Annotated in this window: 23 protein-coding genes; 2 read left to right on the forward strand and 21 right to left on the reverse strand. The window is 47.4% G+C overall.

Annotated elements, in window-relative coordinates; all coding sequences use genetic code 11:
• The gene (gene nagA, locus TTER_RS07705; protein ID WP_012875454.1) at positions 1–1,176 is read left to right on the forward strand and encodes an N-acetylglucosamine-6-phosphate deacetylase; all 1,176 of its coding nucleotides are present in this window, start codon (positions 1–3) and stop codon (positions 1,174–1,176) included.
• Here nagA and TTER_RS14775 read toward each other — a convergent pair.
• The 14 genes from TTER_RS14775 to TTER_RS07775 all read right to left on the reverse strand — a co-directional run bounded on the left by TTER_RS14775 (position 1,169) and on the right by TTER_RS07775 (position 13,484).
• Positions 1,169–1,984 (reverse strand): phosphatidate cytidylyltransferase, encoded by an 816-nt coding sequence (locus tag TTER_RS14775; protein WP_012875455.1) that lies wholly within the window; start codon positions 1,982–1,984, stop codon positions 1,169–1,171. The two genes, nagA and TTER_RS14775, sit on opposite strands and share 8 nt — an antisense overlap.
• Before the next feature lie 3 nt (positions 1,985–1,987).
• Positions 1,988–2,692 (reverse strand): isoprenyl transferase, encoded by a 705-nt coding sequence (locus TTER_RS07715; RefSeq protein WP_012875456.1) that lies wholly within the window; start codon positions 2,690–2,692, stop codon positions 1,988–1,990.
• Positions 2,689–3,246 carry a ribosome recycling factor gene (gene frr, locus TTER_RS07720; protein ID WP_012875457.1) on the reverse strand — a complete coding sequence of 186 codons (558 nt, stop codon included), beginning with the start codon at positions 3,244–3,246 and terminating at the stop codon, positions 2,689–2,691. The genes TTER_RS07715 and frr overlap by 4 nt, the downstream gene beginning before the upstream one ends.
• Positions 3,247–3,285: 39 nt before the next feature.
• Positions 3,286–3,996 carry a UMP kinase gene (gene pyrH / locus TTER_RS07725; RefSeq protein WP_012875458.1) on the reverse strand — a complete coding sequence of 237 codons (711 nt, stop codon included), beginning with the start codon at positions 3,994–3,996 and terminating at the stop codon, positions 3,286–3,288.
• Positions 3,997–4,095: 99 nt separating this feature from the next.
• On the reverse strand, positions 4,096–4,554 hold the full coding sequence (tsf, locus tag TTER_RS07730; protein ID WP_012875459.1) for a translation elongation factor Ts: 459 nt from the start codon (positions 4,552–4,554) through the stop codon (positions 4,096–4,098).
• A 103-nt stretch (positions 4,555–4,657) separates the two neighbouring features.
• Entirely contained in the window at positions 4,658–5,509 is an 852-nt protein-coding gene (rpsB, locus tag TTER_RS07735) for a 30S ribosomal protein S2 (protein ID WP_049823038.1), read from the reverse strand.
• Positions 5,510–5,713: 204 nt separating this feature from the next.
• Positions 5,714–6,598, reverse strand: coding sequence for a sugar phosphate isomerase/epimerase family protein (locus TTER_RS07740; protein WP_012875461.1), 885 nt, complete (start codon positions 6,596–6,598; stop codon positions 5,714–5,716).
• Positions 6,599–6,617: 19 nt separating this feature from the next.
• Complete coding sequence (locus TTER_RS07745; RefSeq protein ID WP_012875462.1) at positions 6,618–6,881, reverse strand: hypothetical protein; 264 nt, start codon at positions 6,879–6,881, stop codon at positions 6,618–6,620.
• 16 nt (positions 6,882–6,897) lie between these two features.
• Positions 6,898–7,932 (reverse strand): inositol 2-dehydrogenase, encoded by a 1,035-nt coding sequence (iolG, locus tag TTER_RS07750; RefSeq protein WP_012875463.1) that lies wholly within the window; start codon positions 7,930–7,932, stop codon positions 6,898–6,900.
• Positions 7,895–9,766, reverse strand: a complete 1,872-nt coding sequence (gene iolD / locus TTER_RS07755; RefSeq protein WP_012875464.1) for a 3D-(3,5/4)-trihydroxycyclohexane-1,2-dione acylhydrolase (decyclizing) — start codon at positions 9,764–9,766, stop codon at positions 7,895–7,897. Before iolD ends, iolG (TTER_RS07750) begins: the two co-directional genes overlap by 38 nt.
• Positions 9,767–9,770: 4 nt before the next feature.
• Positions 9,771–10,607 carry a 5-deoxy-glucuronate isomerase gene (iolB, locus tag TTER_RS07760; protein ID WP_012875465.1) on the reverse strand — a complete coding sequence of 279 codons (837 nt, stop codon included), beginning with the start codon at positions 10,605–10,607 and terminating at the stop codon, positions 9,771–9,773.
• A gap of 27 nt (positions 10,608–10,634) precedes the next feature.
• Positions 10,635–11,642 (reverse strand): inositol 2-dehydrogenase, encoded by a 1,008-nt coding sequence (gene iolG, locus TTER_RS07765; protein ID WP_012875466.1) that lies wholly within the window; start codon positions 11,640–11,642, stop codon positions 10,635–10,637.
• A complete protein-coding gene (locus TTER_RS07770) occupies positions 11,635–12,594 on the reverse strand; it encodes a transketolase family protein (RefSeq protein ID WP_012875467.1) in 960 nt (319 codons plus the stop codon). The genes iolG (TTER_RS07765) and TTER_RS07770 overlap by 8 nt, the downstream gene beginning before the upstream one ends.
• The gene (locus TTER_RS07775) at positions 12,591–13,484 is read right to left on the reverse strand and encodes a transketolase (protein ID WP_012875468.1); all 894 of its coding nucleotides are present in this window, start codon (positions 13,482–13,484) and stop codon (positions 12,591–12,593) included. Before TTER_RS07775 ends, TTER_RS07770 begins: the two co-directional genes overlap by 4 nt.
• Positions 13,485–13,763: 279 nt before the next feature.
• Between TTER_RS07775 and TTER_RS07780 the strand changes: the two genes are divergently transcribed.
• Complete coding sequence (locus TTER_RS07780) at positions 13,764–16,058, forward strand: ABC transporter substrate-binding protein (protein ID WP_041424421.1); 2,295 nt, start codon at positions 13,764–13,766, stop codon at positions 16,056–16,058.
• Positions 16,059–16,129: 71 nt separating this feature from the next.
• On the opposite strand, the gene TTER_RS07785 is transcribed toward TTER_RS07780, so the two are convergent.
• The 7 genes from TTER_RS07785 to nuoH are packed head-to-tail and all read right to left on the reverse strand — an operon-like array spanning position 16,130 to position 23,471.
• On the reverse strand, positions 16,130–17,578 hold the full coding sequence (locus TTER_RS07785; RefSeq protein ID WP_012875471.1) for an NADH-quinone oxidoreductase subunit N: 1,449 nt from the start codon (positions 17,576–17,578) through the stop codon (positions 16,130–16,132).
• Between the two features lie 46 nt (positions 17,579–17,624).
• Positions 17,625–19,160 (reverse strand): complex I subunit 4 family protein, encoded by a 1,536-nt coding sequence (locus tag TTER_RS07790; protein WP_012875472.1) that lies wholly within the window; start codon positions 19,158–19,160, stop codon positions 17,625–17,627.
• Between the two features lie 32 nt (positions 19,161–19,192).
• Positions 19,193–21,079, reverse strand: a complete 1,887-nt coding sequence (gene nuoL / locus TTER_RS07795; protein WP_012875473.1) for an NADH-quinone oxidoreductase subunit L — start codon at positions 21,077–21,079, stop codon at positions 19,193–19,195.
• Positions 21,080–21,082: 3 nt separating this feature from the next.
• Entirely contained in the window at positions 21,083–21,388 is a 306-nt protein-coding gene (gene nuoK / locus TTER_RS07800) for an NADH-quinone oxidoreductase subunit NuoK (RefSeq protein WP_012875474.1), read from the reverse strand.
• A gap of 2 nt (positions 21,389–21,390) precedes the next feature.
• Positions 21,391–21,912, reverse strand: coding sequence for an NADH-quinone oxidoreductase subunit J (locus TTER_RS07805; protein WP_012875475.1), 522 nt, complete (start codon positions 21,910–21,912; stop codon positions 21,391–21,393).
• A gap of 2 nt (positions 21,913–21,914) precedes the next feature.
• Positions 21,915–22,427, reverse strand: coding sequence for a NuoI/complex I 23 kDa subunit family protein (locus tag TTER_RS07810; protein WP_012875476.1), 513 nt, complete (start codon positions 22,425–22,427; stop codon positions 21,915–21,917).
• Positions 22,428–22,469: 42 nt separating this feature from the next.
• The gene (gene nuoH / locus TTER_RS07815; protein WP_041425001.1) at positions 22,470–23,471 is read right to left on the reverse strand and encodes an NADH-quinone oxidoreductase subunit NuoH; all 1,002 of its coding nucleotides are present in this window, start codon (positions 23,469–23,471) and stop codon (positions 22,470–22,472) included.
• Positions 23,472–23,475 lie beyond the last annotated feature (4 nt).

Here is a 23,475-nt window from a genome sequence, read left to right on the forward strand (position 1 = left end):
ATGGAGATATTTATTCGTGGTGGAAATATAGTAGATGCTCGCGGGATAAGGCAAAACCCAGGCTTGAAGCTCTCAGGTGGCCTAATCAGCTATCAAGATAACAATCTTCAAGATGGCTTCAAAGTCATCGATGCATCAGACTTCTATATCTTTCCAGGTTTTATCGACGTGCATACACATGGAGGCGGAGGGTTTGATCTGCATACTACCAACCCACAAGAAATACTTTCATACTGCAAATGGGCACCCTCAACTGGGGTAACTTCGTTTCTCATTGGAGTAGTTGGTATACCAAATGGTATACCGATAGCGCAAATACAAGCCGCAGTAAATGCTATAGAAAGATATCAGGAAGGAGCAGAGCCTCTAGGGATTCATTTGGAGGGCCCATATATCAGCCCTGAAAAGCGAGGCGCACATGACACCTCATGGCTTCGGACACCCGACATTGATGAAACAAACTCCATACTTCAAGCTTCCAAAGGTCATCTACGGCTGGTCACCATAGCGCCAGAACTACCAAATGCACGTAATATGATAAGTTTACTTATAGATAACGGCGTTAGGGTAAGTATAGGGCATACTAACTCAACATATGAGCAAGCTCTTGAAGCTATCGGATGGGGGATAACCCATGCGACTCATTGCTTCAATGCCATGCCTCCACTACACCATAGAGAGCCAGGTACGTTGGGAGCAATTGCTGAGTCACCACAAGTGATGGGAGAGGTTATAGCAGATGGCGTACATGTTCATCCAGCGGTCGTTAAAATACTCGTCAAAGCGCTAGGATCTGATAGGACGATCGTAATTACAGATGCTTTATCTGCCGCTGGATGCCCAAGTATGGAATTTACTTTCGGAGGACAAAAAGCTAGGGTAATAGATGGGGCAGCCCGCCTTGAAGATGGCAGGTTAACCGGAAGCGTTCTCACTATGGATCAAGCATTGAGAAACATGGTAGAAAAAGTAGAAGTAGAATTACCTGATGCTGTAAGAATGCTTACTTTAAACCCGGCAATATCAGCATCAGCCGAATCTAGAAAGGGACTGATCGAGTCTGGGTATGACGCTGACCTGGTGCTGATGAATCAAAACTTACAACTTGTAGCCACAATATGCAAAGGCAAGATTGCCTATGCTATAGAAGGCTTTTCAACTAAGGAGATCACGTAAGCGCCAAGTTGGCTATATAGTAAGTTATCAATACGACCCATAAAAGACCATCTATACGATCTAGCAAACCGCCGTGCCCAGGGATTATGTTGCCAGAATCTTTCACCCCAACAGCTCTCTTTACGAACGATTCTGCGAGATCGCCCATCTGACAGGCAAAGGCAAGCGCTAGCCCTACTATAGGGCCCCAGGTAAGGCTTATAGGCAGTCGAAACAAGGGTACAAGAATTGTAACTAACAGGATAGTGAAAACTGTTGAAGCTACGGCCCCTTCGACAGTCTTCCCTGGGCTGATTTTGGGCGCTAGCTTCCTTCTTCCAAACATACTACCAGCTATATAAGCACTAGTATCTGTAACCCATGTAGAGATTATGGCCAAGATAAGCCATTCACGCCCTGACTCCAACCCCCTAATAAGCTCTATATGAGCCATGGGTAAACCTACGTACAGGCTGGAGCCTGTCGTAAATAACCAAGGAATCATACCCTCCTTGGGGCTGAGACGTAGCACAGAAAACGCCGCAGGTGATAACACGCTGGCACAGCATGCAAATAACACCCAAGACAACTTACCAGTCATGTTAGCCAAAGCGCCGCTTATCACAAGAGAGATCGTAAGTAGAAGCAACAACCCAAGAGACATGCCTGGATAAAGAGGGGAGACCATCCTGTACAGCTCAAGCGCCCCAATAAAGGCAAGCGCTATTAGTAATAGAATCAATATGGGTCTGGGGCTATAGACAACCGCTGCTGCAACAATTACAACTAGGATGCTGCTAATAGACCTGATTAGAAACCCCGAAGGCAAGGCTTAATCCTCTTCAAGAAGTCCCCCAAATTTGCGCTGCCGACGACCGTAGTCTTCAACCGCCTGCTTCAGATGTTCCTTGGTGAAGTCTGGCCAGAATACTGGTGTGGACCAATACTCTGCATAGGCTGCTTGCCAAATGAGAAAATTGGAAAGCCTCATCTCTCCTGCCGTTCGAATGATAAGATCAGGGTCGGGTAGTCCTGCAGTGTAAAGATATTGACTAAATAGGTGCTCGTCTATCTTGTCTGGTGGAACACCCTCTAATATAATCCTCTTGACAGCATGAACAATTTCAGCTCTACCTCCATAATTATATGCAACACTTAGAACTAGTCTGTCATTGTATTTTGTAAGCTCGAGAGCTTTCCTTATCTCGTGCTGCAGATGCTCGGGAAGTTCATCCAGGCTACCAAGGTGACGTATCTGAACACCGTTCTTGTGAAGCTCAGGCGTCTCGGTTTTGAGGACATTCTCCAGTATGGAGAGAAGCATTGATACTTCCTCTGGCGGGCGAGACCAGTTCTCAGTGGAGAACGCATAGACAGTAAGGTACTTGATGCCCAATTCTACACATGCCTCTACCACATTGCGTATGTTACGCACACCTGCCCGATGGCCCTCGTACCTCGGCAAACCGTGACTAACGGCCCACCGACCATTACCGTCCATAATGATACCAATGTGATTGGGTATACCGTTACTCAAACTGTCAGTATCTCCTGCTCCTTTTGCTCACCAAGGCTATCGGCTTCCTTAATATATTTATCGGTCAGCTGCTGCAGCTTCTCCTGAGCTCTACGAGCCTCGTCCTCACTGATCATCTTCTCATGCTGCATCTGTTTGATATCGTTCATAACATCACGACGAATGTTTCTGATAGCTACCCTATCCTCTTCAACCCGCTGGCGGACCATTTTGACCAAACTTCGCCTTCGTTCCTCTGTTAGAGGCGGAACAAGTATGCGTATAATCTTGCCATCGTTCGAGGGATTAAGCCCAAGCTCGGATTTCTGTATAGCTTTTTCAATAGGTCCTATAGAATTAGGATCCCAAGGAGTAATAGCTATCATTCTTGGCTCAGGCACAGATATGCTGGCAAGTTGAATCAGAGGTGTTGGTACCCCGTAGTACTCGACCTCTATATGCTCTACAAGCCCTGGAGTTGCTCTACCTGATCTTATGTTAGCTAGATCTTTCTTGAGAACATCGATGCTATGACGCATACGCTTTTCGGCATCTGCCAACAAGTCGTCTATCATCTCGAACTCCTCCCAACAATCAATATTTTTGACCGTAGTTTAGCTTACTACAGTTCCAAGCTTATCGCCCGATATGACTCTTACTATACTGTCTGGTTCTTGGATCCCAAATACCAACACAGGTAGAGAGTTTTCCTGACAGAGAGCAAGCGCTGGGCCATCTATAACCTTAAGGCCAAGTTGGATGGCCTCCTTAAAGGTAATTTCATCATACTTTACAGCATCAGGATAGACATTAGGATCAGAGGAATAAACACCATCAACATTATTTTTAGCAAACAGAATAACTTCCGCATGCAGCTCAAGCGCACGGAGTGCAGCAGCAGTATCCGTACTGAAGTACGGATTGCCTGTGCCAGCTGCGAGTATCACTACTCGACCTTTCTCCATGTGTCTTATCGCACGCCTTCTAATATATGGCTCAGCAACTTGTGGCATCTCTATGGCAGTCATAACCCTGGTTTCACAATCCATCTTTTCAAGGGCATCTTGTAAAGCCAGGGAATTAAGAACTGTAGCAAGCATACCCATGTAGTCAGCTACTGCCCTATCCATACCGTGTGATGCTGCGCTTAGTCCTCGCCATATATTGCCTCCGCCCAGCACAACAGCAACTTGTACTCCCTGAGATGCCACGCGCTTTATCTGCCCTGCTATATCTCTCACTACTTCAGGATCTATCCCATACCCCATCTTGCCCATCAAGGCCTCACCGCTTAACTTGAGAAGAACGCGATTGTATTTGGCCACAGGACATCACCCCCTATTCCTGCTTAGAAGGCTTACATAATAGAGCCAATACGATAATATACAAAAGGGGGCGCTTTTTGCGCCCCCTTCTAGCGGAAACTATTCTTCACCGAGTGCAAACCTGCAAACTCTACGAAGAACTATGTTTTCACCAACCCGAGCAATAGTATCGTTAATCAGATCCTGAATAGTCTTGCTAGAATCACGGTTGTAGGCTTGAGAAAGGAGTTCCTCTACAGAGCCCGCCCCATTAGCTGCAGCCTGCATTGCTATTTCTCTGGCGAGATTCTTGAAATCGTCAGTGCGCGCCACGAAGTCGGTCTCACAATTGAGCTCTATGAGAGCTCCAAGCCTACCAGCATGTACATAGGACTCTATAAGTCCCTGCTTGGCCTCTCTGCCGGCCTTCTTTGCTACTACTGATAGCCCCTTCTCGCGCAGGATCTCAGCTGCTCGCTCGATATCACCACCAGCCTCTTCGAGAGCTCTACGGGCATCCATTATGCCAGCACCTGTTCTTTCTCTTAGTTCTATAATCGCTTCCTTAGATATAGTCACCTTGGCTTTCCTCCTAATAAATACTATGTTTGTTTTTACACAAAAAAGAGGGTCGGAGCACCGCCCCTACCCTCCGACTTGTACCCTATATTTAGAGCTGAACCTACACGGTAGCTAGATCTGACTCGCTCTCGGATTCCTCATCCGAGCTCTCAGCATTTGCCTCGCTACTACCCTGTGCTGCGGTAGGTGCAGATTCCTCAGGCTCAAAGACCGTCTGCAGCTCTTCTATCACCTCTGGCCCTTCGACAAAGACCTCTTCACCCTCTTCAGCAGCTAGGCTCTCTCTACGCATTCTACCTTCAAGAGCAGCATCGGCTATTTTGCTGGTTATCAACCTAACCGCTCTAATGGCATCATCATTCGCTGGTATTACCCAGTCTATTACATCCGGGTCGCAGTTAGTATCCACCATAGCTACTACTGGAATGCCCAATCTATTGGCTTCCGATACTGCTATGTACTCCTTTCTGGGATCAACCACGTAAACAATCGAAGGCAAACTATCCATGCCTCTTAGACCGCCCAGCATCTTATTGAGCCTCTCAAGCTCCCTCTCGAGCTTCAGGGCTTCTTTTTTAGGTAGGCGGTCAAAGTCGCCCTCAAGCTTTCTGCGCTCTAGCTCTTCCATAGTACGGAGCCTGGACTTGATAGTAACAAAGTTGGTGAGCATACCGCCCATCCAGCGCTGGTTAACGTAGAACTGTCCAGCACGGGTTGCTTCTTCTGCTATGGCATCCTGGGCCTGCTTCTTAGTACCAACGAAAAGGACTGTGCCACCATTAGCTACAGTATCGGCAACAAAGTCGTAAGCTTCGTTGAGCGCACGTACAGTCTGAGCCAGATCGATTATGTGGATACCATTGCGCTCGGTGAATATATAAGGCTTCATCTTTGGGTTCCATCGCTTTGCCTGATGCCCAAAGTGAACGCCTGCTTCTAACAAAGCTTTCATATTGATTACGTTTGCCAAATGACAACCTCCTTTTTATTAATCCTCCGCTCCCTTCTTCAACCAGGGACCAGAATATACATCTGGCAGGACCTAGCCATCCGGGAACGTGCGTTTTTTATACACTCACCAGTATAACACACCGTACCCAGCGGAGTAAGGTAGACTATCATCCTACCCCTTCTTATGAATAAATGCTAATCCGACCTATATGCCAAAGTTTTCCCTAAGAAACTGACGATTGTGTCTTGCGGACTCAAGCGGCGATAGCTTAGTTGTATCCTGTTCGACAATGATCCATCCAGAATAATTGTGCTCATCCAAGGCGTTGAAAAAGCCTCTGAAGTCCAGACCGCCTTTCCCAAATTCAGTAAAAATACCCATATAGAGGGCTTCTCTAAATCCCAAGTTTTCTTGTTTACACTTATCAAGCACACCCATATCTACATCTTTTAGATGCACGTATATGATGCGATCACCATACTTCTTACATACATCTAGGACATCACCACCACCATATAGGAGGTGCCCCACATCCAGGCACAGACCGATCTTATAAGGATCGGTCAAACTCATTAGCTCGTCTAACTCCCTTTCTGTCTCTACGTACGTGCCTGCATGGTTATGAAAAGCAACTCTAACTCCTAATTGGGCACAGGCATCTGCAATCTTATGTAGTCCCTCAGCCATCGATAGCCATTCATCTTCACCCATCTCAGCATCGTCTGGTACGTGTCCTGCCATGGCCCAACGTTCAGGAGAACCCGAATCTGCCACAACTACCACATCAACTCCAATGGAGTTAAGAAACTTAGCTGTGCGAGTAACCAGTTCAATGTCAGCTGCGTGATTGCCCCTGACTCTGAGGTTAGTAGGACAATATTGAGAAGCCGGCCTAAGCCCCCTTCTAGCTAAGTCATCTAACAGTTTATTGGGATCTGTGGGGAAGTCCCGACCTATCTCTGTACCTTCGTAACCAGCTTGTGCCATCTCATCAAGCATCTGTTCATAAGGCGTGGGAGGCCTGTAGCCTGGTACGTCAACGTTGTTCCAATTTATAGGAGCCGTGCCTACACTGACATTAAGAGACATATTTACTAACCCTCTATCGTTATATTTCTTCTTGTGTAACTATCTCCCATTCATCGGGCTCAATACCAAACTCCCTACATGCTTGAAGCATGGCATCTTCTTCGGTGTCGTAGTAAATATCTGCCTGCGGGCGGCCGTCCTTGCTTAGGTAAAAGAGGTAACACCCTACATCCCCCTTATATCGAATAATCTCTAGGTGGCTAACTGCATCTCCACCTCCCATCCATGCCGGTATCTGCTCAGTACGGAGTTTTACCTTACGTAAAAGTACGTAACTGCTCATCCCCTTACCCCTAGATTCATAAAGGAATTTGAACCCAATCGCGGCTTTTTCTGCTTCTGGTTGCTGCGTCAGCTACCAAAAGAGCTTTAACAGCATCATCTACCCCTGGAGAAGGGATCTTTCCAGCTAGTATTGCATCAACAAAAGCTTGTATCTCGTCTCTATATGCGTCGCGGAATCTTTCTGTAAACAGTGTATGCCTGTCTATTACTATCCCTCTTTGATCGTATAACCGGGTAGGAAACTTCTCATCTAGCTCGGTTACTACCTTGCCTTTCGAACCATAAACTTCAGCGCGAATTTCATAACCCCATGGAGCCCTCCAAGCATTATGTACAACCCCCATAGCTCCGCTAGAAAACCTTAGAATGACAAGTCCGTAGTCTACATCATCGATTTCTTCTAGTTGCTTATCCACAAGTACAGCCCCATGAGCATACACAGACTCTATTTCCAACCCAGTCAAGAAACGTGCCGCATCGAAATCATGCACACCCAGATCCCAGAATAAGCCTCCGCTGGTCTTCAGATAGTCCACTGACGGAATGCGATCACAAGTTACGCCCTTAAATAGCTCCGGTACTCCTATACATCCTTGCTCTATCAGCTGACGAGCTCTCCTGTATCCAGGGTCAAACCTTCGTTGAAAACCAATCTGAAAGGGGATACCAGATGTTCTTATCTTGTCAGCTGCCTTCATAGCATCTGGGACATTATCAGCCAATGGTTTCTCACAAAATAGTGGCTTGCGGGCCTCAGTGACTAGGACTATGTGCTCATAATGAAAGGTGGAGGGCGAAGCTATAACTACCGCCTCCACTTCAGGATCATTTATCAGAGCACCAGGGTCATCAGTAAGAGGTATGGGATAACCCTCAGCCTCAAGCTTCTTCTTATGAGCAGGATCAACTGCAGCTCTAACCAACCTTGCCCCCCGGATAGCGTTCATAAGGTGATCAGCATGCAAGGCTCCTATCCTGCCCAGGCCGATGATGCCTACACCTATTGGAGGGCTAGTAGTAGAAGCGTTGCTTCTCTCTCGCAGATTCATACTCCTTTCTAGCTCTGATTACTGATTCCTCTGAAGATACCTCTGCCACGGGAACATCCCACCAGCTTTCAAAGGAGGACACTTTAGCATCAGGATCTACAGGCACATGTATAACCACTGTCCTATCTGCCTTAGAGGCGCGCTCCAAAGCAGATCTTAGATCTGCCGCGTTATCGGCAAATATACCTACTGCCCCGAGGCTTTCAGCATTTTTGGCGAAGTCTATCTGCATATATGGGCCTTCAAGCCTGTTAGTGTTTTTATCCCTGTATCTTAGCTCGTTACCAAACGAAGGTGATCCTGAGCTCATCTGTAGGCCCCGTATACACTGAAAGCCAGAATTATCCACCACGACTATTGTCAGTTTGTAACCTTCCTGCAGCGAGGTCACGATCTCCGTATGAAGCATAAGGTAGCTGCCATCCCCAACCATTACATAAACTTCTCTTGATGGGTCTGCCATCTTGACTCCTAAGCCGCCAGCTATCTCATAACCCATACAGGAGTACCCGTACTCAAGATGATAGCCCTTTGGGTCGCAAGCTCTCCAGAGCTTAAGCAAATCCCCTGGTAGTCCACCAGCAGCACATACCACTACATCTTGAGGTCTGCTGAACTCGTTGACTATCTTGATAACATTAGCTTCTGTAAGCCTCCCATTTACGGTACGAGATCTTTCTTCATCCACGGCAGCGTCCCAGATCTTCTTGAGGTTAGCCACCTCATGCCTGTAATCTTCTGAAGTACTGAATTCCCACCCAATCAAAGCCCCATACAAAGCCTCAAGCGTGTTACGGGCATCACCTACCAACGGCAAAGCCCCTAGCTTATGTGCGTCCATAGGGGCAACATTGATTCCTATGAACCGCACCTCTGGATTCTGAAAAGCAGTTTTGGAAGCGGTAGTAAAGTCCTGAAGCCTAGTGCCTACGCATACTACTAGGTCAGCATCGCGTGCAAGCCTATTAGCAGCTAACCCTCCGTTGGACCCTATAGGGCCCACATTCCACTCATGATTCCAAGGCAATATACCCTTGCCCGCTTGAGTCTCACTAAGAGGAATTCCAAAAGTACTTGTGAATTTATCGAGGACCCCAGAAGCCTCAGAATATACAGCCCCTCCTCCCGAAACTATCAACGGTCTCTTAGAGTCCCTTATCATCTGTGCAGCTGCAACTATCTGTGATTCCGGAGGCACGGTTCGTACAATTCTATGAACGCGCTTCTCAAAGAAATTCTCCGGATAATCATAAGCTTCCGTCTGTACATCTTCAGGAAGACAAATAGTAACTGCCCCAGTTTCTGCCTGATCCGTGAGAATCCTCATAGCTTCAGGCAAACTATCCAGTATCTGTTCTGGCCTCGTGATCCTATCCCAAAATCTCGATACCGGCCTGAAAGCATCGTTGACCGTAGTTTCCCTCATTAGAGGATGCTCAAGCTGCTGGAGAACAGGGTGAGGAAGTCTTGAGGCAAAGGTATCACCGGGAAGCAGCAGAACAGGTAGCCTATTGACTGTAGCCGTAGCAGCTCCAGTCACCATGTTAGTAGCACCAGGTCCAACCGAAGAGGTACAGGCAAACATCTCCAGCCTGTTCTTCATCTTGGCATAGGCAGCAGAAGTATGCACCATTGCCTGCTCATTTTGCGGCCTATAGTAAGGTAGCTCTTGCCCCATTTCCTCCAATGCTTGCCCCAGTCCCGTCACGTTGCCATGCCCAAATATCCCAAATATCCCACGAAACATTTTGTGCTCGATACCATCTCTCTCAGTGTATTGAGCACTTAGAAACCTAACTATCGCTTGTGCTGTAGTAAGTTTAAAGGTTGTCATCTCTTCATCCCCCATAAGGCTTCCATGAAGAGGCTACCCAGGCATGCGCTGGATCATCTTTGAATCTCCACTCCCTAATTGGTCCAGCCATAACGTTCAGATAATAGAGATCATACCCTGGGGCAGTCACGACAGGATGATACCCTCTCGGAACCATTACCAAGTCACCATCCTGTATGAGTAGAACTTCATCCAGATCTCTATCATCTGTATAAACTCTCTGATAGCCAAACCCCTGCTCTGGCCTGAAGCGGTGATAATAAGTCTCCTCTAGATAGGTCTCATTTGGAGGATCGTTCTTATCATGTTTATGTGGTGGATAGCTAGACCAATTTCCGCTAGGTGTTATAGCCTCGACCAGAAATATATGCTGAGCTGGACGATCTGCCTCATAGAGATGTCTGATGAGTCGTTGAGCATTGCCTTCACCTCTGATCTCTTCGGATATCTCTTCAGGAGTTACTAACCTTGGCGATGCACCCTTCTCGGCTTTTGAGCCACAACGTGCTATCTCACAGTCACTTACTGCCGATATAACAAACGGCATTCCAGGAGGAAGGTATACTACATAAGGCTTACCATCGAAGACATTACTGCGCTCACCTATATCTTCCCAAGTTGCTGATGGGGTCTCCACCGTCACTTTGCCACTCAATACAACCAAACCTACTTCCTCATTACGTGTACCATCCTCTATAGATTGCCCCTGATGGAGTCTCCACACCTTGAAGCTAACATATTGCCAACCTGCTTCTTCCTGGGTAACCTCGAGTACTGTACCATCAGCTGAAGGAGTAGTCGATGTCCTCTTGATCAACCTACCCTTTGCATTGACACTCATAGTCTTCCTCCTATAAATTCCAAACTCTCATAAAGTTTCTACTCTCACTGGTTTACCTGTTCTTAGGGATCGATCAGCAGCTAGGCCTAATACGGTAGCCTTCCTACCGTCTATTCCAGTCACAGCGGGTTCGGTATCTTCAATCACGCTCCGGATGAAAGAAAGTATTTCTGCTCGATAGGCAGAGGCAAACCTCTCTATGAACCAGTAAACGTGGTCTTCACATACCCCCGTACGGCTATAATGAGTTACAGGGGTTTCATGAGAATGTTCTATCCTTATAGCACCTTCCGAACCAAGCACTTCAGCACGCACATCGTATCCGTATACTGCCTGCCGACTGTTTTCTATAGTAGCGATTACCCCCCCTTGTAGCTTCATGACCACAACTGCATTATCTACATCTTGGTAACGCTCAACCATTGGGTCCACGAGAGCCGATCCGGATGCGTAGATCTCCTCAACTTCTAACCCAGATAAGAATCGAATGATATCGAAGTCATGTACCATAGTGTCCCTGAACAAACCACCACAGGTCTTCATGTAATTCTCATCAGGTAGTTGAGGATCTCTTGTCACGGATCTTAACATGTATAGCTTACCTATCTCGCCTTTCCGGATCATATCTCGAGCCTTCAGGAACCCGGAGTCGAAACGCCTCTGGAAACCTATCTGTAGCTTGACGCCATGCCTTTCAACCACTTCAAGAGCATTATCTATCTCTGGTAACTCCAGAGCTATGGGCTTCTCACAAAAAATATGCTTTCCAGCAGAGGCCGCAGCCTGAATAAGTGCTGCATGAGTGTTACCGGGTGTAGCGATCACTACAGCATCAATGTCAGGACGTTCGATGGCTTCTAATGGGTCATCACTCCAACGTTCAACCTCGAGTTCCTTAGCTAAAGATTCCGCTAGTGAGCCAGCTACATCGGCTATAAAAGCTAACCGTGCATTTGGCACACTGTAGGCAATAGTTCGGGCATGAAAACTGCCTATCCTACCAGCACCTAGTAAAGCCACCCTTAGCTTAGGCATCTCGACCCTCCAGTAGCCCCGTAGCAGCAGCAACTATGTGTTGCGGCGTAAGACCATATTTTTCCAGGAGTGCGTCGTTGGGCCCTGATTCCCCAAACACGTCTCTTAGGCCGACACGAACTATCCGGGTTGGCCTCTTCTCACCTAATACCTCGGCAACTGCGCCCCCCAGGCCGCCCAGTATCGAGTGTTCTTCAGCCGTAACAACTCGGTTTGTGGCTTCGGCAGTAGCAAGAATAGCCTCTGTATCCAACGGCTTGATAGTCGGCAGATGTAGCAGGTAAACAGATATACCTTGGGACTCAAGGATATATGCTGCTTCTAAGGCACGAGTAGTTTGAACACCTGTGGATATAATTGCCACGTCCCTGCCTTGACGAAGGACTATACCCTTTCCAAGCTCAAATTTATAAGTATCATCGAAAATCACCGGACCTGGATCTCTAGTGAGTCTAAAGTAGACCGGGCCTGGATGATAGGTAGCAGCATATATAGCCTGCCTGCACTCCACCTCATCTGCTGGAGCTATTACCGTCATGTTTGGCATGGCACGATATATTGCTATATCCTCCACAGACTGGTGCGTTTTGCCAGTAAAGCCAGTAAGTATACCGCTATAACCAGCACCAAGTTTTACTGGCAGTTTGGTCTGAGCTATCGTCATACGCACCTGATCTAAGTCCCTCTTTGTAAGGAAGACAGCAAAAGAGCTGAGCCATGGGATAAGCCCAACAGAAGCTAAGCCAGCTGCCGCACCAGCCATATTTTGTTCAGCGATGCCCATCTGAAAGAACCTATCGGGAAACCGCTCAGCGACCTTATCAGCCTTTGTAGAATTCGCCAGATCGCCATCCAGTACCACTACCTTTTGGTCATTGGCCATGATCTCACATAAGGTATCACCCCAAACATCCCGCATGGCTTTTCCAAAGCGTAAAGTTTCGATCTTCACTCAGCTACCTCCGCTTCGCCCAGCTCTCGCAATGCTTTGTTCAGGTCTTCTAATGTAAGTGGTTTAGAATGCCAAGGGTATTGCCCTTCCATGAAGGATACCCCCTTACCTTTCACCGTATGAGCAACAATAAATGTCGGCTCATCCTTATGAAGCTTGGCCAAATCACAAGCGTGCAATATCTGCTGAGGATCATGACCATCAATTTCGATGACATTCCATCCAAAAGCCCGAACCTTATCGCCAGGATTTAATATTGGAGGTTCTCTCCTAGTGCCACTATACCCAGAGGGTGAACTGGTCCAACCATACTGTGAAAGACCGTTGTAATCAACAATGGCGACCAAGTTATCCAGGTGGAACCTGGGTGCGGTCTGTATAGCTTCCCATATCTGGCCTTCTTGCATTTCCCCATCGCCAACAAGTACCCATACATGAAAGGACTTACCAAGAACCTTAGCACCAAGAGCCATACCTAACCCTACAGACAGCCCCTGTCCCAAGCTACCAGTGGACATGTCTACTCCCGGAGTGACAGTCATATCTGGATGCCCTTGTAACCTGGAGTTGATAGCATCAAAAGTTTGCAGTTCCTCCACGGGGAAATAACCACGCAGGGCTAAAGCTGCATAGTAGCCTATAGCTGAATGCCCCTTAGAAAGGATAAACCTATCACGATCTTCCCATTCAGGATTTGAGGGATCGACGTTCAGCACAGCAAAATATAAAGTAGCAAGTATATCTGCTGCCGATAGTGGCCCACCTATATGTCCAGCACCAGCATGATAAACACTTTTGAGTACCAGAGCTCTTATCTTGCGGGCTATCTCGCGCAGTTTGTCAGGATCCCGGGTAGGAGATGGAGGAATATCAATTGATATGGTGCTCACAAAACGTGTCTCCTTCACGCGAGGTTAGAAAATGTCATCTGATCCCATATCTTAACACACCTTGAATAATGTGTAACTGTGGATCAAACCAACCAGACCAAATAGCTGCGGGGCAATTTATCTAACAAGCTTAGAAGCAATCAGCGGGTAAACATTATCAGAATCAAATTTGTGAGATTATCTCATGTCGACTATTGACACGTTTCTGAAATCGATTTATAAATCTTGCAGAGGTCTCAAAAACGCGGGGAGGCCCCAAAAAGGCAGGAGGAGTGTGTAATGTCTAACAGAATAAGTAGGAGGAGATTTCTAAGGTTCTCGGCGGTAGCGGCTGGGAGCGCTATTCTAGTGGCCTGTGGAGGAGGCACTACCGGTACCACCCCCACAGCTCCCACGGGAGCCTCACCATCCCCATCAGCCGCCAGTCCATCCCCATCGGCTGCCAGTCCTTCACCCTCAGCAGCCAGTCCATCGCCATCAGCAGCCAGTCCATCTCCTGGGATGACCACGCCAGCGGCTGGTGCCACGGTCACACCCGCTACTGGTCAAGCTGAGGGGACGACTGGTCTACAGCTCATCAAGCCCCCTGCTGCGCCATCCACCTTGAAGGAGGCGCCGATGCTGGCTGAGATGGTCAAGGCAGGCAAGTTGCCACCTGTGCAGGAGAGGTTGCCCAAGAACCCCTACGTGGTCCCTCACCCCTGGCTCAAAGAGGGCAAGTACGGCGGAAACTTGCGGCACCTTTATTGGGATGAGTGGGGAATGTCCCATTTCATTCAGGAGTCGATGTACGGCAACTCGCCTTTGAGGTGGCACAAGGACGGGTTGGCGATCAGTGGAGGCTGGGTGGAGGCCTGGGAAGCCAACGAGGATCTTTCCACCTGGACCTTCCACATCAGGGAGGGCATCAAGTGGTCCGATGGAGAGCCATTCACCGTGGATGACGTCCTCTTCTGGTGGGAGGATATGTGTCTGAATGAGGAGGTTGCTGAGGGGCCGCCTGATGAGGCCAGGTCTGGCAAGGGGACTTTGGCCAAGTTCAAGAAGGTGGACGACTACACCTTCCAGATGATCTTTGATGCTCCATCGCCCCTGACTGCAGACAGAATGGCGATGTGGGTCAACAGAGGTATAGGACCCAGCTGGGCAGTCCCCAAGCATTATGCCAAGCAGTTCCACAAGAAGTACAACCCCAACGTCAAGAAGGATTGGGCTAACGACTTCAACTATCCCGAAGGCAAGGCTGTGGACTTTGCGACCAATCCAGAGTGTCCCACCCTCACAGGATGGAAACTTAAGTCCTATAAGAAGGGACAGAACTGTGTTTGGGAGCGCAACCCATACTACTGGTGTGTGGACAAATGGGGCAACCAGCTACCCTACATCGACACTATGACCTCACAATACATACAGGACAAGGAAGTACTGAAACTAAAGTACACCCAGGGTGAGGCTGATTGGGCTCCGCACTTCATACCCGTACCACTTTCGCAAATATCCATATTCAAAGAGGCAGAGCCAAGAAGTAAATTTAGAGTTAGGTTGTGGGACTCAGGATCGGGATCCGGAGCAGCGATATTCTTTAGTCAAGATTTCATAGAGGATGACTTGCGAGAGCTTATCCGTAATCCCAAGTTCAGAAAAGCCCTGTCGCATGCTGCTAACAGAAAACAAGTACAGGCCTTGCTTTACCTAAACCAGGGAGAGCTGACCACGGGCACATTCAGCCCGAAGGCTATCGAGTACGTGATCAATGATCAGGGCAAGCAGGTGTACAAGTCCTGGCGAGACAGCGCCGTGGAGTACAACCCAGACAAGGCCAAGCAGCTACTGGACGAGATAGGCGTCGTCGACAAGGACGGCGATGGGTTCAGAGAGATGCCTAATGGTAAGAAGCTGCTACTTACGCTTGACTATGGTGCGGATCAGCCTCAAGATGGTGAAGCTGTAAGAAACGATGAGCTTCTAGTCCGAGATTGGAAAGCAATCGGCATCAATGCTCGCTTGAATCCGGTACCGCCTACCGGTCGTGACGATCGCTGGAAAGCCGGTAAGCTTATGTCTAATGCCGACTGGGGTATAGGTGACGGTCCGAACCACCTGGTATATCCACAGTGGCTCGTACCTATGGAGTACTCTCGGTGGGCACCATTGCATGGACAATGGTACGACCTCAGAGGTACACCTAAGGAGAATCAGCAGAAGAATGTTAACCCCTGGCAGAGGACTCCGCCAAGAATAGGTCCTTTCGACAAGGAGTGTGAACCTGCGATCAAGCAGCTGTGGAAGCTGCTTGATCAAAGCAAGACAGAACCCGATTTCATGAAAAGAACTCAGCTGGTTTGGGACATGATTAAGGTACACGTAGACAATGGCCCATTTGTTCAGGGCACGGTTGCCAACTTCCCAAGAGCTGTGCTAGTAAAAGATGGTTTGATGAATGTCCCCACACATGAGGACCTCAAAGCTTGGGGACAGGGAGGTTTTACTGATCCTTGGATACATCCCACCCCAGCTGTATACGATCCTGAGGCTTGGTACTGGGATAATCCCGAGGAGCATACCATGATGTAAGACAAATAGGTAATTAACAAAGAACCCGGAGGGATTCGGAACCTCTCCGGGTTCTTTGTTAAGTGCCCTTCTTAGGTAGCCGACAATGCTAAGTTAAGGATAGGCATGAAAAGTATGCCCAGTAGTACGGTAGCAATGGCGCATACACCTAAAGCGATGGCCATATCCGGTTGTCTGGGAGAAGCCAGTGCGACCTTAGGTTCATACATAAACATTCGCACCATTACTTTTAAGTAGAACACAGCAGAGATTATGCTAGCCACAAACACCAACACACCCAGCCAAGTATAACCACCATCCGCAGCACCCAGGAAGACGAACACCTTAGCTGGTAATCCGGCTGTCAGTGGGAAACCCATTAGGGCTAGAAGAAATATTGCCAATGCACCAGCTGCCTGTGGGAATCTAAGGAAGAGTCCATCCATCGAATCCAAAAGGGTGTTACCCCCATGATTCTCCAACCATGCGAGGATGCCAAAGGCTCCCAAATTCATGAAAACATATACGAAGGAGTAGAATAGCACGCTGGCCACAGCCATATCATTATTAGGAACCCATCCTGCCAGGCCAGCTAGTATGAACCCTGTGTGCCCCACGCTAGAGTAAGCAAGCATGCGCTTGACATCTTCTTGAACTATTGCAACTATGTTGCCCACAAACATTGTCAATACAGCTATTACAGCTAGTACCGGCCCCCAACTACCATAGAGATCAGGTACAGCCTCTACCATCAGACGAATTAGAGCAGCAAATGCACCAGCCTTTACACTCACAGACATGAAGGCAGTTACAACTGTAGGGGCACCCTGGTAAGCATCTGGTGTCCACATATGGAACGGTACAGCAGCAGACTTGAACCCAAGCCCAACAATAATTAGTAGAACCGCGAAAAGCAGAGGTACCTTACTAGCATCTCCAGGACCCAAACCAAAAGCTGCGATCTCTGGATAAGTGATGCCACCTGTAATGCCAAATAGCCAAGTCAAGCCATACAGCAGGATAGCGGTCGAGAAAGCTCCAAGCAGGAAGTATTTGAGTGAGGCCTCGTTTGACCTCTGATCATGCTTTGCAAACCCGGTAAGCATATAGGTAGGGATGCTAGTGAGCTCTATGCCTATGAATAGGGTTATAAGATCATGAGCAGAAGCCGTTACTATTACCCCTGCTACAGAACACAACAGAAGAGTATAGAACTCAGATCGCCCGAGGTTTCTTATTCTAAGCCAAGAATCACAGATAAGGACCCCCAAGATACCAGATATCAATACGGTTATAGTAAAGAACAAAGAGAATCTGTCCGTTCGCCAACTACCACCAAAAGTAGTTACAGATGCATCACCAAGCTGGATTAGCGCTACTATCAATGCTAGAGCTTGTCCAAGAACAGCAACAGCAGGATAAACCTTCCCCTTGCTTATTGGGGTAAAGATATCAATTAATAACACAGCACAAGCAGTAATAGAGACTATAATTATGGGAGTAAGCGCCCAAAAGTCCACGTTAGGAAGGCTTGCGTTCACTTGCTAACACCCCACTTCACCTCAAAAGATAACCCTAACAAATATACTACCTTATTCCAATAGATGCAGCCGTGGAAACCCCTAAATGACCTAAAAGGGTCACCAGGGATGGCTCTGTGGCCCGCAGGAAAGGTGTTGCCCATACTCCAAGCACAAAGCTAAATCCGACTAATACCACCAATGGTAAAGCCTCCTGATATATATTCATTGGCGGAAGAGAAACCTTTGATTCAGGCTTTCCAAGATAAAAAACTCTAGCCACCATCCAAAGCATGTAAGCTGCAGACAGTATGATGTAAGCATATACCGGGAAAGCCAGCCATGGTTTATAGAGCCAAGTACCTAAGGTCACTAAGACCTCCCCTACAAATGCACTGAATCCAGGAAGCCCTAAATTAGCTAGCGATAGCATTACCCAGAGAGAAGCGAAGGGCCCCATTAGTGTAGCTAGCCCTCCCAGCTTCGCTATCTCCCGAGTATGCAATCTCTCGTATATGACCCCAACACCTAGGAATAATGCTCCAGATATAAAGCCATGGCTTACCATCTGAACTATAGCCCCTTGGGCCCCGTGAAGGTTGAAAATGAATATACCCAGAACCACGAAGCCCATAGAAGCTACTGAAGAATACGCTACCAGCTTCTTCAGATCCCTTTGCACCAGGGTCACGAGAGCCCCATAGAGAATAGCTATAACCGACAATGTTATAGGTATCACTGCTAAGTCGCGACTTGCCTCAGGAGCTAGAGGAAGAAGCCATCTCAGGAACCCATAACCACCCATCTTTAGCAGCACACCAGCCAGCAAGATACTTCCGGCAGTTGGTGCATCTACGTGAGCATCAGGCAGCCAAGTGTGGAAAGGGAATAAAGGCACCTTGATTGCAAAAGCAAAGAAGAAGCCCCAAAACATCCATACTTGCCAAGCATAGCTCCAATTAGGCGCTATCCTCAGCAGATCAACATAATTCAGAGTAGGACCATTTGGTATGGATGATGTATGTACGTAGATCGATGCAATTGCAGCCAACATGATCAGGCTGCCGGCAAGTGTATACAGAAAGAACTTAACCGCAGAGTACAGTTTTCTGCCATGTCCCCATACACCTATAAGTAAAGCCATAGGAATCAATGTTAGCTCAAAGAAAACATAGAAGAGCAGCAGATCAAGGGCAACGAATACCCCAAGCATACCGGTCTCAAGTACAAGTAAAGCTACATAGTACTCCTTTATCCTATAGTCGATAACACCAAAGCTGTATACTATGGCAATAAATGAAAGTAACGCGGTCAGTCCATACAAGAGTACAGATATTCCATCGATACCTAGGTAATACTGTAAGTTTAAAGAAGGAGCCCAGATCCATCTTTCGACCAACTGGATCTGATCCGTACCAAAACGGAAAGAGGCCAAAGCAATAGCTGCCAGCATCAAGTTGACGCCGGAGCCTATAACGGCTATCCAACGGATAGTATTTTTGCGATCCCCCGGGACCAAAGCTGCCAGGATGGCACTAGCCAAAGGTACCAGGAGAGTAAGCGTTAGTATTGGCATTCCCAACTGGTTAGTTCCGTAAGTCAAAGCATCACCCCTCACGAAGTCTCTGAACTAAGTTACCTCTGGAAGAACAAGTAAGCTACCACCAATACCATGCCTATACAGATCATCAAGGCGTAGTTTCCTACGAAACCTGTTTGAATCTTACGCAATAAAGTGCTGGAAATAGATACGCCTTTAGCGACTCCATTAACAGCACCATCTACTCCCTCAGAATCTACAAACCACAGGGCATTTCCCAATGCCTTGGTGGATCTGACAAACCAAACATCATATAGATCATCAAAGTAGTACTTGTTCCAGAGTAACCTATAGACAAATGACAATCTTTCTCCCCACACCTTGGGATTCAAAGATGGTATTTGCCAGTAATACACACCCAAAGCCAATAAGATCCCGGCTATAGCCACCAGGGTCGCTACTGCCATCAGAACTAGGACTTCGGCAGAGAACCCACCAGCGTGAGCAGCTTCCTCACCATGCTCAAAAACGCCAGAGAGAAAACTGTGTATAAAACCGTTCTCTGGAGGAACTCCGACAAATCCAGCTACTACTGATAGTGCTGCAAGTACCCATAGAGGTATGGTCATAACCGAAGGAGATTCATGAGGGTGTATCTCATGTTCATCAAATCTCGGGCTCCCCAGAAAAGTAAGAGATATAAGTCGAGTTATATAAAATGCAGTAAGGAACGAAGCTAACGTGCCCAGAGCATAGATCCAATATTTGTGATCAATGAAAGCAGTTCCCAGAATCTCGTCCTTACTCCAGAAGCCTGCAAGTGGAGGCACCCCGGCGAGAGCAAGCCCTCCAATGGTCAGAGTGGCAAATGTATGGGGCATATACCTTCTAAGCCCCCCCATCTTCTGCATATCCGTCTCGCCGTTCATAGCATGCATGACGCTACCGGCTCCAAGGAATAGCAAAGCTTTGAAGAAAGCATGCGTAAACAAGTGAAATATAGCCGACACATAGGCCCCTATACCTAAGGCAAAGAACATATAGCCTAGCTGACTTATAGTTGAATAGGCCATAACCCGCTTAATGTCGTTCTGAACTATGCCTATAGTAGCTCCAAGCAAAGCTGTTACAAGTCCTACTACAGCTACGATAGTAAGTGTGCCTTGTGCAGCCTCAAATAGAGGATTGGCTCGGGCTACCATATAGACACCTGCCGTAACCATCGTCGCTGCGTGAATCAATGCGCTTACCGGAGTAGGACCTTCCATTGCATCTGGCAACCACACATGCAGGGGCCATTGAGCAGATTTACCCATTGCTCCCATGAACAGTAACAAAGTAATAGCGGTAAGCACTGACGTAGACGCTGTATCAGCCCTCTCAAATACTGAGGCATAAGACAAGGTGCCAAAAGTGACAAAGGTGAATATAACTCCAAGTCCGAAACCAAAATCTCCCACCCTATTTACAAGGAAGGCCTTCAAAGCTGCAAACGAAGCCGAAGGCCTTTCATACCAGAAACCTATAAGCAAGTAAGAACACAAACCTACAGCTTCCCAAAAGAAATACAGCTGCAGGAAATTATTTGCCAGAACCAGCATCAACATGCTGAAAGTGAAAAGTGGAAGATATGCAAAGAATCGATAGTAGCCTGGATCGCCATGCATGTATCCCCGGCTGTATATGTGGACGAGCAAGCTTACTCCCGTAACTACCAGGAGCATAATAGCCGCCAGCTCATCTACATAGAAGCCTATGCTAATGTCAAAGTTTCCAGAATCTATCCATGTATAAAGATTCCAATCAAGATGTGTACCCGAACCTACTTGTAGGAACACCAGAATGGAGAGCAAGAAGGATAAAGCCACAGAACCAGCCGCAATTATGGTAATAAGCGGCTCTGATCTTCCCTTACCGAAAAAAAAGTTGAAACCAAAAGCAGCTAATGGTAGTAAAGGTATAAGCCAAATGTAGCTCTCCAACTCCTACTCCTTCAGAATAGTCATCTCGCCAACATCGATTGTATTTTTATGTCTTGCAAAAGCAAGGATGATGGCTAGGCCAATAGCTGCTTCGGCCGCCGCCACTGCCACCACAAACACCACAAACTCTTGAGCATCAATTATGTTCAGATAGCGACCAAAAGCAGCCAAAGCGACATTACACGCGTTAAGCATTAGTTCAACGCTCATGAAGATTACGAGAACATGCCTACGCACAAGTACACCTATCAGTCCTATAGTAAATAGGGCACCGCTGAACAGTAGATACCACTCGAGTGGTGGGTGCATACCTATAGATCCTCCTTAGCCAAGTACAAAGCACCTATAGCTGCTACAAGGAGCAAGACTGAAGCAATCTCAAAAGGAAGCAGCCATCTAGTAAAGAGCTGCTCCCCAAGAGCCTGCACGTTACCACCAGCTTGAGCTATTGCTTGAGGAGTATCCCCTCCTTTACGCCCTGCGGTAATAATGTTACCGAAAGTTACAACTATTATCTCAAGCAGAAACAAACCACCTACAACCAAAGCCACGGGCAATTGTACCCTTGCAGCCAGCATGGGTATAGGTCTCTCAGCCTGCTGTAGAAGCATCACCACAAACAGGAAAAGCACTAGTATAGCACCTGAGTACACCAAGACTTGGAGTATGGCGATAAATTGTGCATCCAAGAGCACAAACATCGCAGCGATATTCACGAAAGTCAGCAGCATAAAGAGTACGCAGTGCACAGGGTTACGGGCAACAACCACCATGACAGCGCCCAAAAGTCCTATAACAGCAAACAATATAAAGAGCCAGGAAACCAGATCCAATTCTAAGCCACCTCTCTCTTAGGTTGTGGTGATTCCACTTCCTCCGGGAACCGAGTAACTTCTATCCACTCACCAGATTCCGTCTGTTCTACTTCGTCGTAGATTCCTCGCCCCAACTCCAACAGTCTCTGCTTATCGTATAGCAGATTGTCTCGGCTGGTAGATGCAAGTTCAAAATGATGAGACATCTGTATGGCTTTCACAGGGCAGGCCTCAACACACAAACCACAGAACAGGCACCTGAGAGCCTGGATGTTATAGGTAACCGGGTGCCTTCCCTTGGTGGCATGAGGCTCACTTGTCATAGTAATAACGTTGTTAGGGCATGCTGTAGCGCACAGGCCACAGGCAGTACACTTCTCCTCGCCTGTCTCGGGGTCAGTAACCAGTACCGGGATCCCACGAAAGCGGTGCGTCATCTTACGTGGCTCTTTAGGGTATTGCCTGGTTACTGGTGGCTGCAGCATTTGAGATAGCACTACATAGAATCCCTTGAACCTGTCTAGTAAAGCCATTTCCGACCTCCTTATGGTCAAACAACGAAAGCTCCAGTATGATCAAAACGCCAGCTTGATCGCAGCAGTAATCAGTATGTTAGCCAGAGCCAACGGTAACATAACTTTCCAGCATAGCCTCATCAATTGGTCATACTTGAATCTAGGTAATGTAGCTCTTAGCCAGACATAGAAGAAGATAAATATAGCCATCTTTACAGCAAACCATATTGGCCCTTCTATAGCTGCAGGCAAGAATGGAATATTTGGCCCCAGCCAACCACCTAGAAAAACCGTAGAGGCTATAGCAGACACAGCTAACATGTTTATGTACTCACCCAAGAAGAACATGGCGAACTGAAATCCAGAGTACTCAGTATGGAAACCAGCTACAAGCTCAGTCTCAGCCTCAGGTAGGTCAAATGGCGCCCTATTAGTCTCTGCAATGGCACTTGTTAGATATAAGGTGAAGCCCAAAATTTGAGGCAAGATAAACCACTTTGGTATGAACCCCAATATAGTACCTTGTTGAGCTTCTACTATATCTCTCAGGTTCAGGCTCCCAGCCATCAATAGAGCACCAACTAGAGATATCCCAAGCGTGGCCTCGTAACTAATAAGTTGAGCTGAAGAGCGCAGTCCCCCTAGAGCAGCATATTTGTTATTGGATGACCATCCAGCCATTACTATGCCATAGACACCAAGCGAACTCATTGCTAATACATATAGAAGCCCCACATTGATATCGGTAATCGAAAGCGCTATCTGTCTACCAAAAGCTGTAAAGGCAGGACCAAAAGGAATAACTGCCCAAACCATTAGCGCCGGCACTAGAACTAATACCGGGGCAAGAAAGAACACAAACTTATCAGCACTTGCAGGTAAATTAGGCTCCTTTGTCAACAGCTTGAGGCCATCTGCAAGAGGCTGTAACAATCCATAGGGACCTGTTCTATTAGGCCCCAAGCGTGACTGCATACGAGCTAATACCTTCCGCTCGAAATATGTCAGGTAGGCCATAGTAGTGAGCACTACTACGAAGACCACAAGTATTTTGGCTAGCATTATA

The organism is Thermobaculum terrenum ATCC BAA-798, assembly GCF_000025005.1.
GTDB classification, from domain to species: Bacteria; Chloroflexota; Chloroflexia; order Thermobaculales; family Thermobaculaceae; genus Thermobaculum; species Thermobaculum terrenum.

What these genes read in the sequence shown, in the direction of transcription:
- nagA (WP_012875454.1), top strand. Translation starts at nt 1, where the DNA reads ATGGAGATATTTATTCGTGGTGGAAATATAGTAGATGCTCGCGGGATA.
- frr (WP_012875457.1), bottom strand. Translation starts at nt 3,246, where the DNA reads ATGATAGACGACTTGTTGGCAGATGCCGAAAAGCGTATGCGTCATAGC.
- rpsB (WP_049823038.1), bottom strand. Translation starts at nt 5,509, where the DNA reads ATGAAAGCTTTGTTAGAAGCAGGCGTTCACTTTGGGCATCAGGCAAAG.
- TTER_RS07740 (WP_012875461.1), bottom strand. Translation starts at nt 6,598, where the DNA reads ATGTCTCTTAATGTCAGTGTAGGCACGGCTCCTATAAATTGGAACAAC.
- TTER_RS07745 (WP_012875462.1), bottom strand. Translation starts at nt 6,881, where the DNA reads ATGAGCAGTTACGTACTTTTACGTAAGGTAAAACTCCGTACTGAGCAG.
- iolG (WP_012875463.1), bottom strand. Translation starts at nt 7,932, where the DNA reads ATGAATCTGCGAGAGAGAAGCAACGCTTCTACTACTAGCCCTCCAATA.
- iolD (WP_012875464.1), bottom strand. Translation starts at nt 9,766, where the DNA reads ATGACAACCTTTAAACTTACTACAGCACAAGCGATAGTTAGGTTTCTA.
- iolB (WP_012875465.1), bottom strand. Translation starts at nt 10,607, where the DNA reads ATGAGTGTCAATGCAAAGGGTAGGTTGATCAAGAGGACATCGACTACT.
- iolG (WP_012875466.1), bottom strand. Translation starts at nt 11,642, where the DNA reads ATGCCTAAGCTAAGGGTGGCTTTACTAGGTGCTGGTAGGATAGGCAGT.
- TTER_RS07780 (WP_041424421.1), top strand. Translation starts at nt 13,764, where the DNA reads ATGTCTAACAGAATAAGTAGGAGGAGATTTCTAAGGTTCTCGGCGGTA.
- nuoK (WP_012875474.1), bottom strand. Translation starts at nt 21,388, where the DNA reads ATGCACCCACCACTCGAGTGGTATCTACTGTTCAGCGGTGCCCTATTT.
- TTER_RS07810 (WP_012875476.1), bottom strand. Translation starts at nt 22,427, where the DNA reads ATGGCTTTACTAGACAGGTTCAAGGGATTCTATGTAGTGCTATCTCAA.
- nuoH (WP_041425001.1), bottom strand. Translation starts at nt 23,471, where the DNA reads ATGCTAGCCAAAATACTTGTGGTCTTCGTAGTAGTGCTCACTACTATG.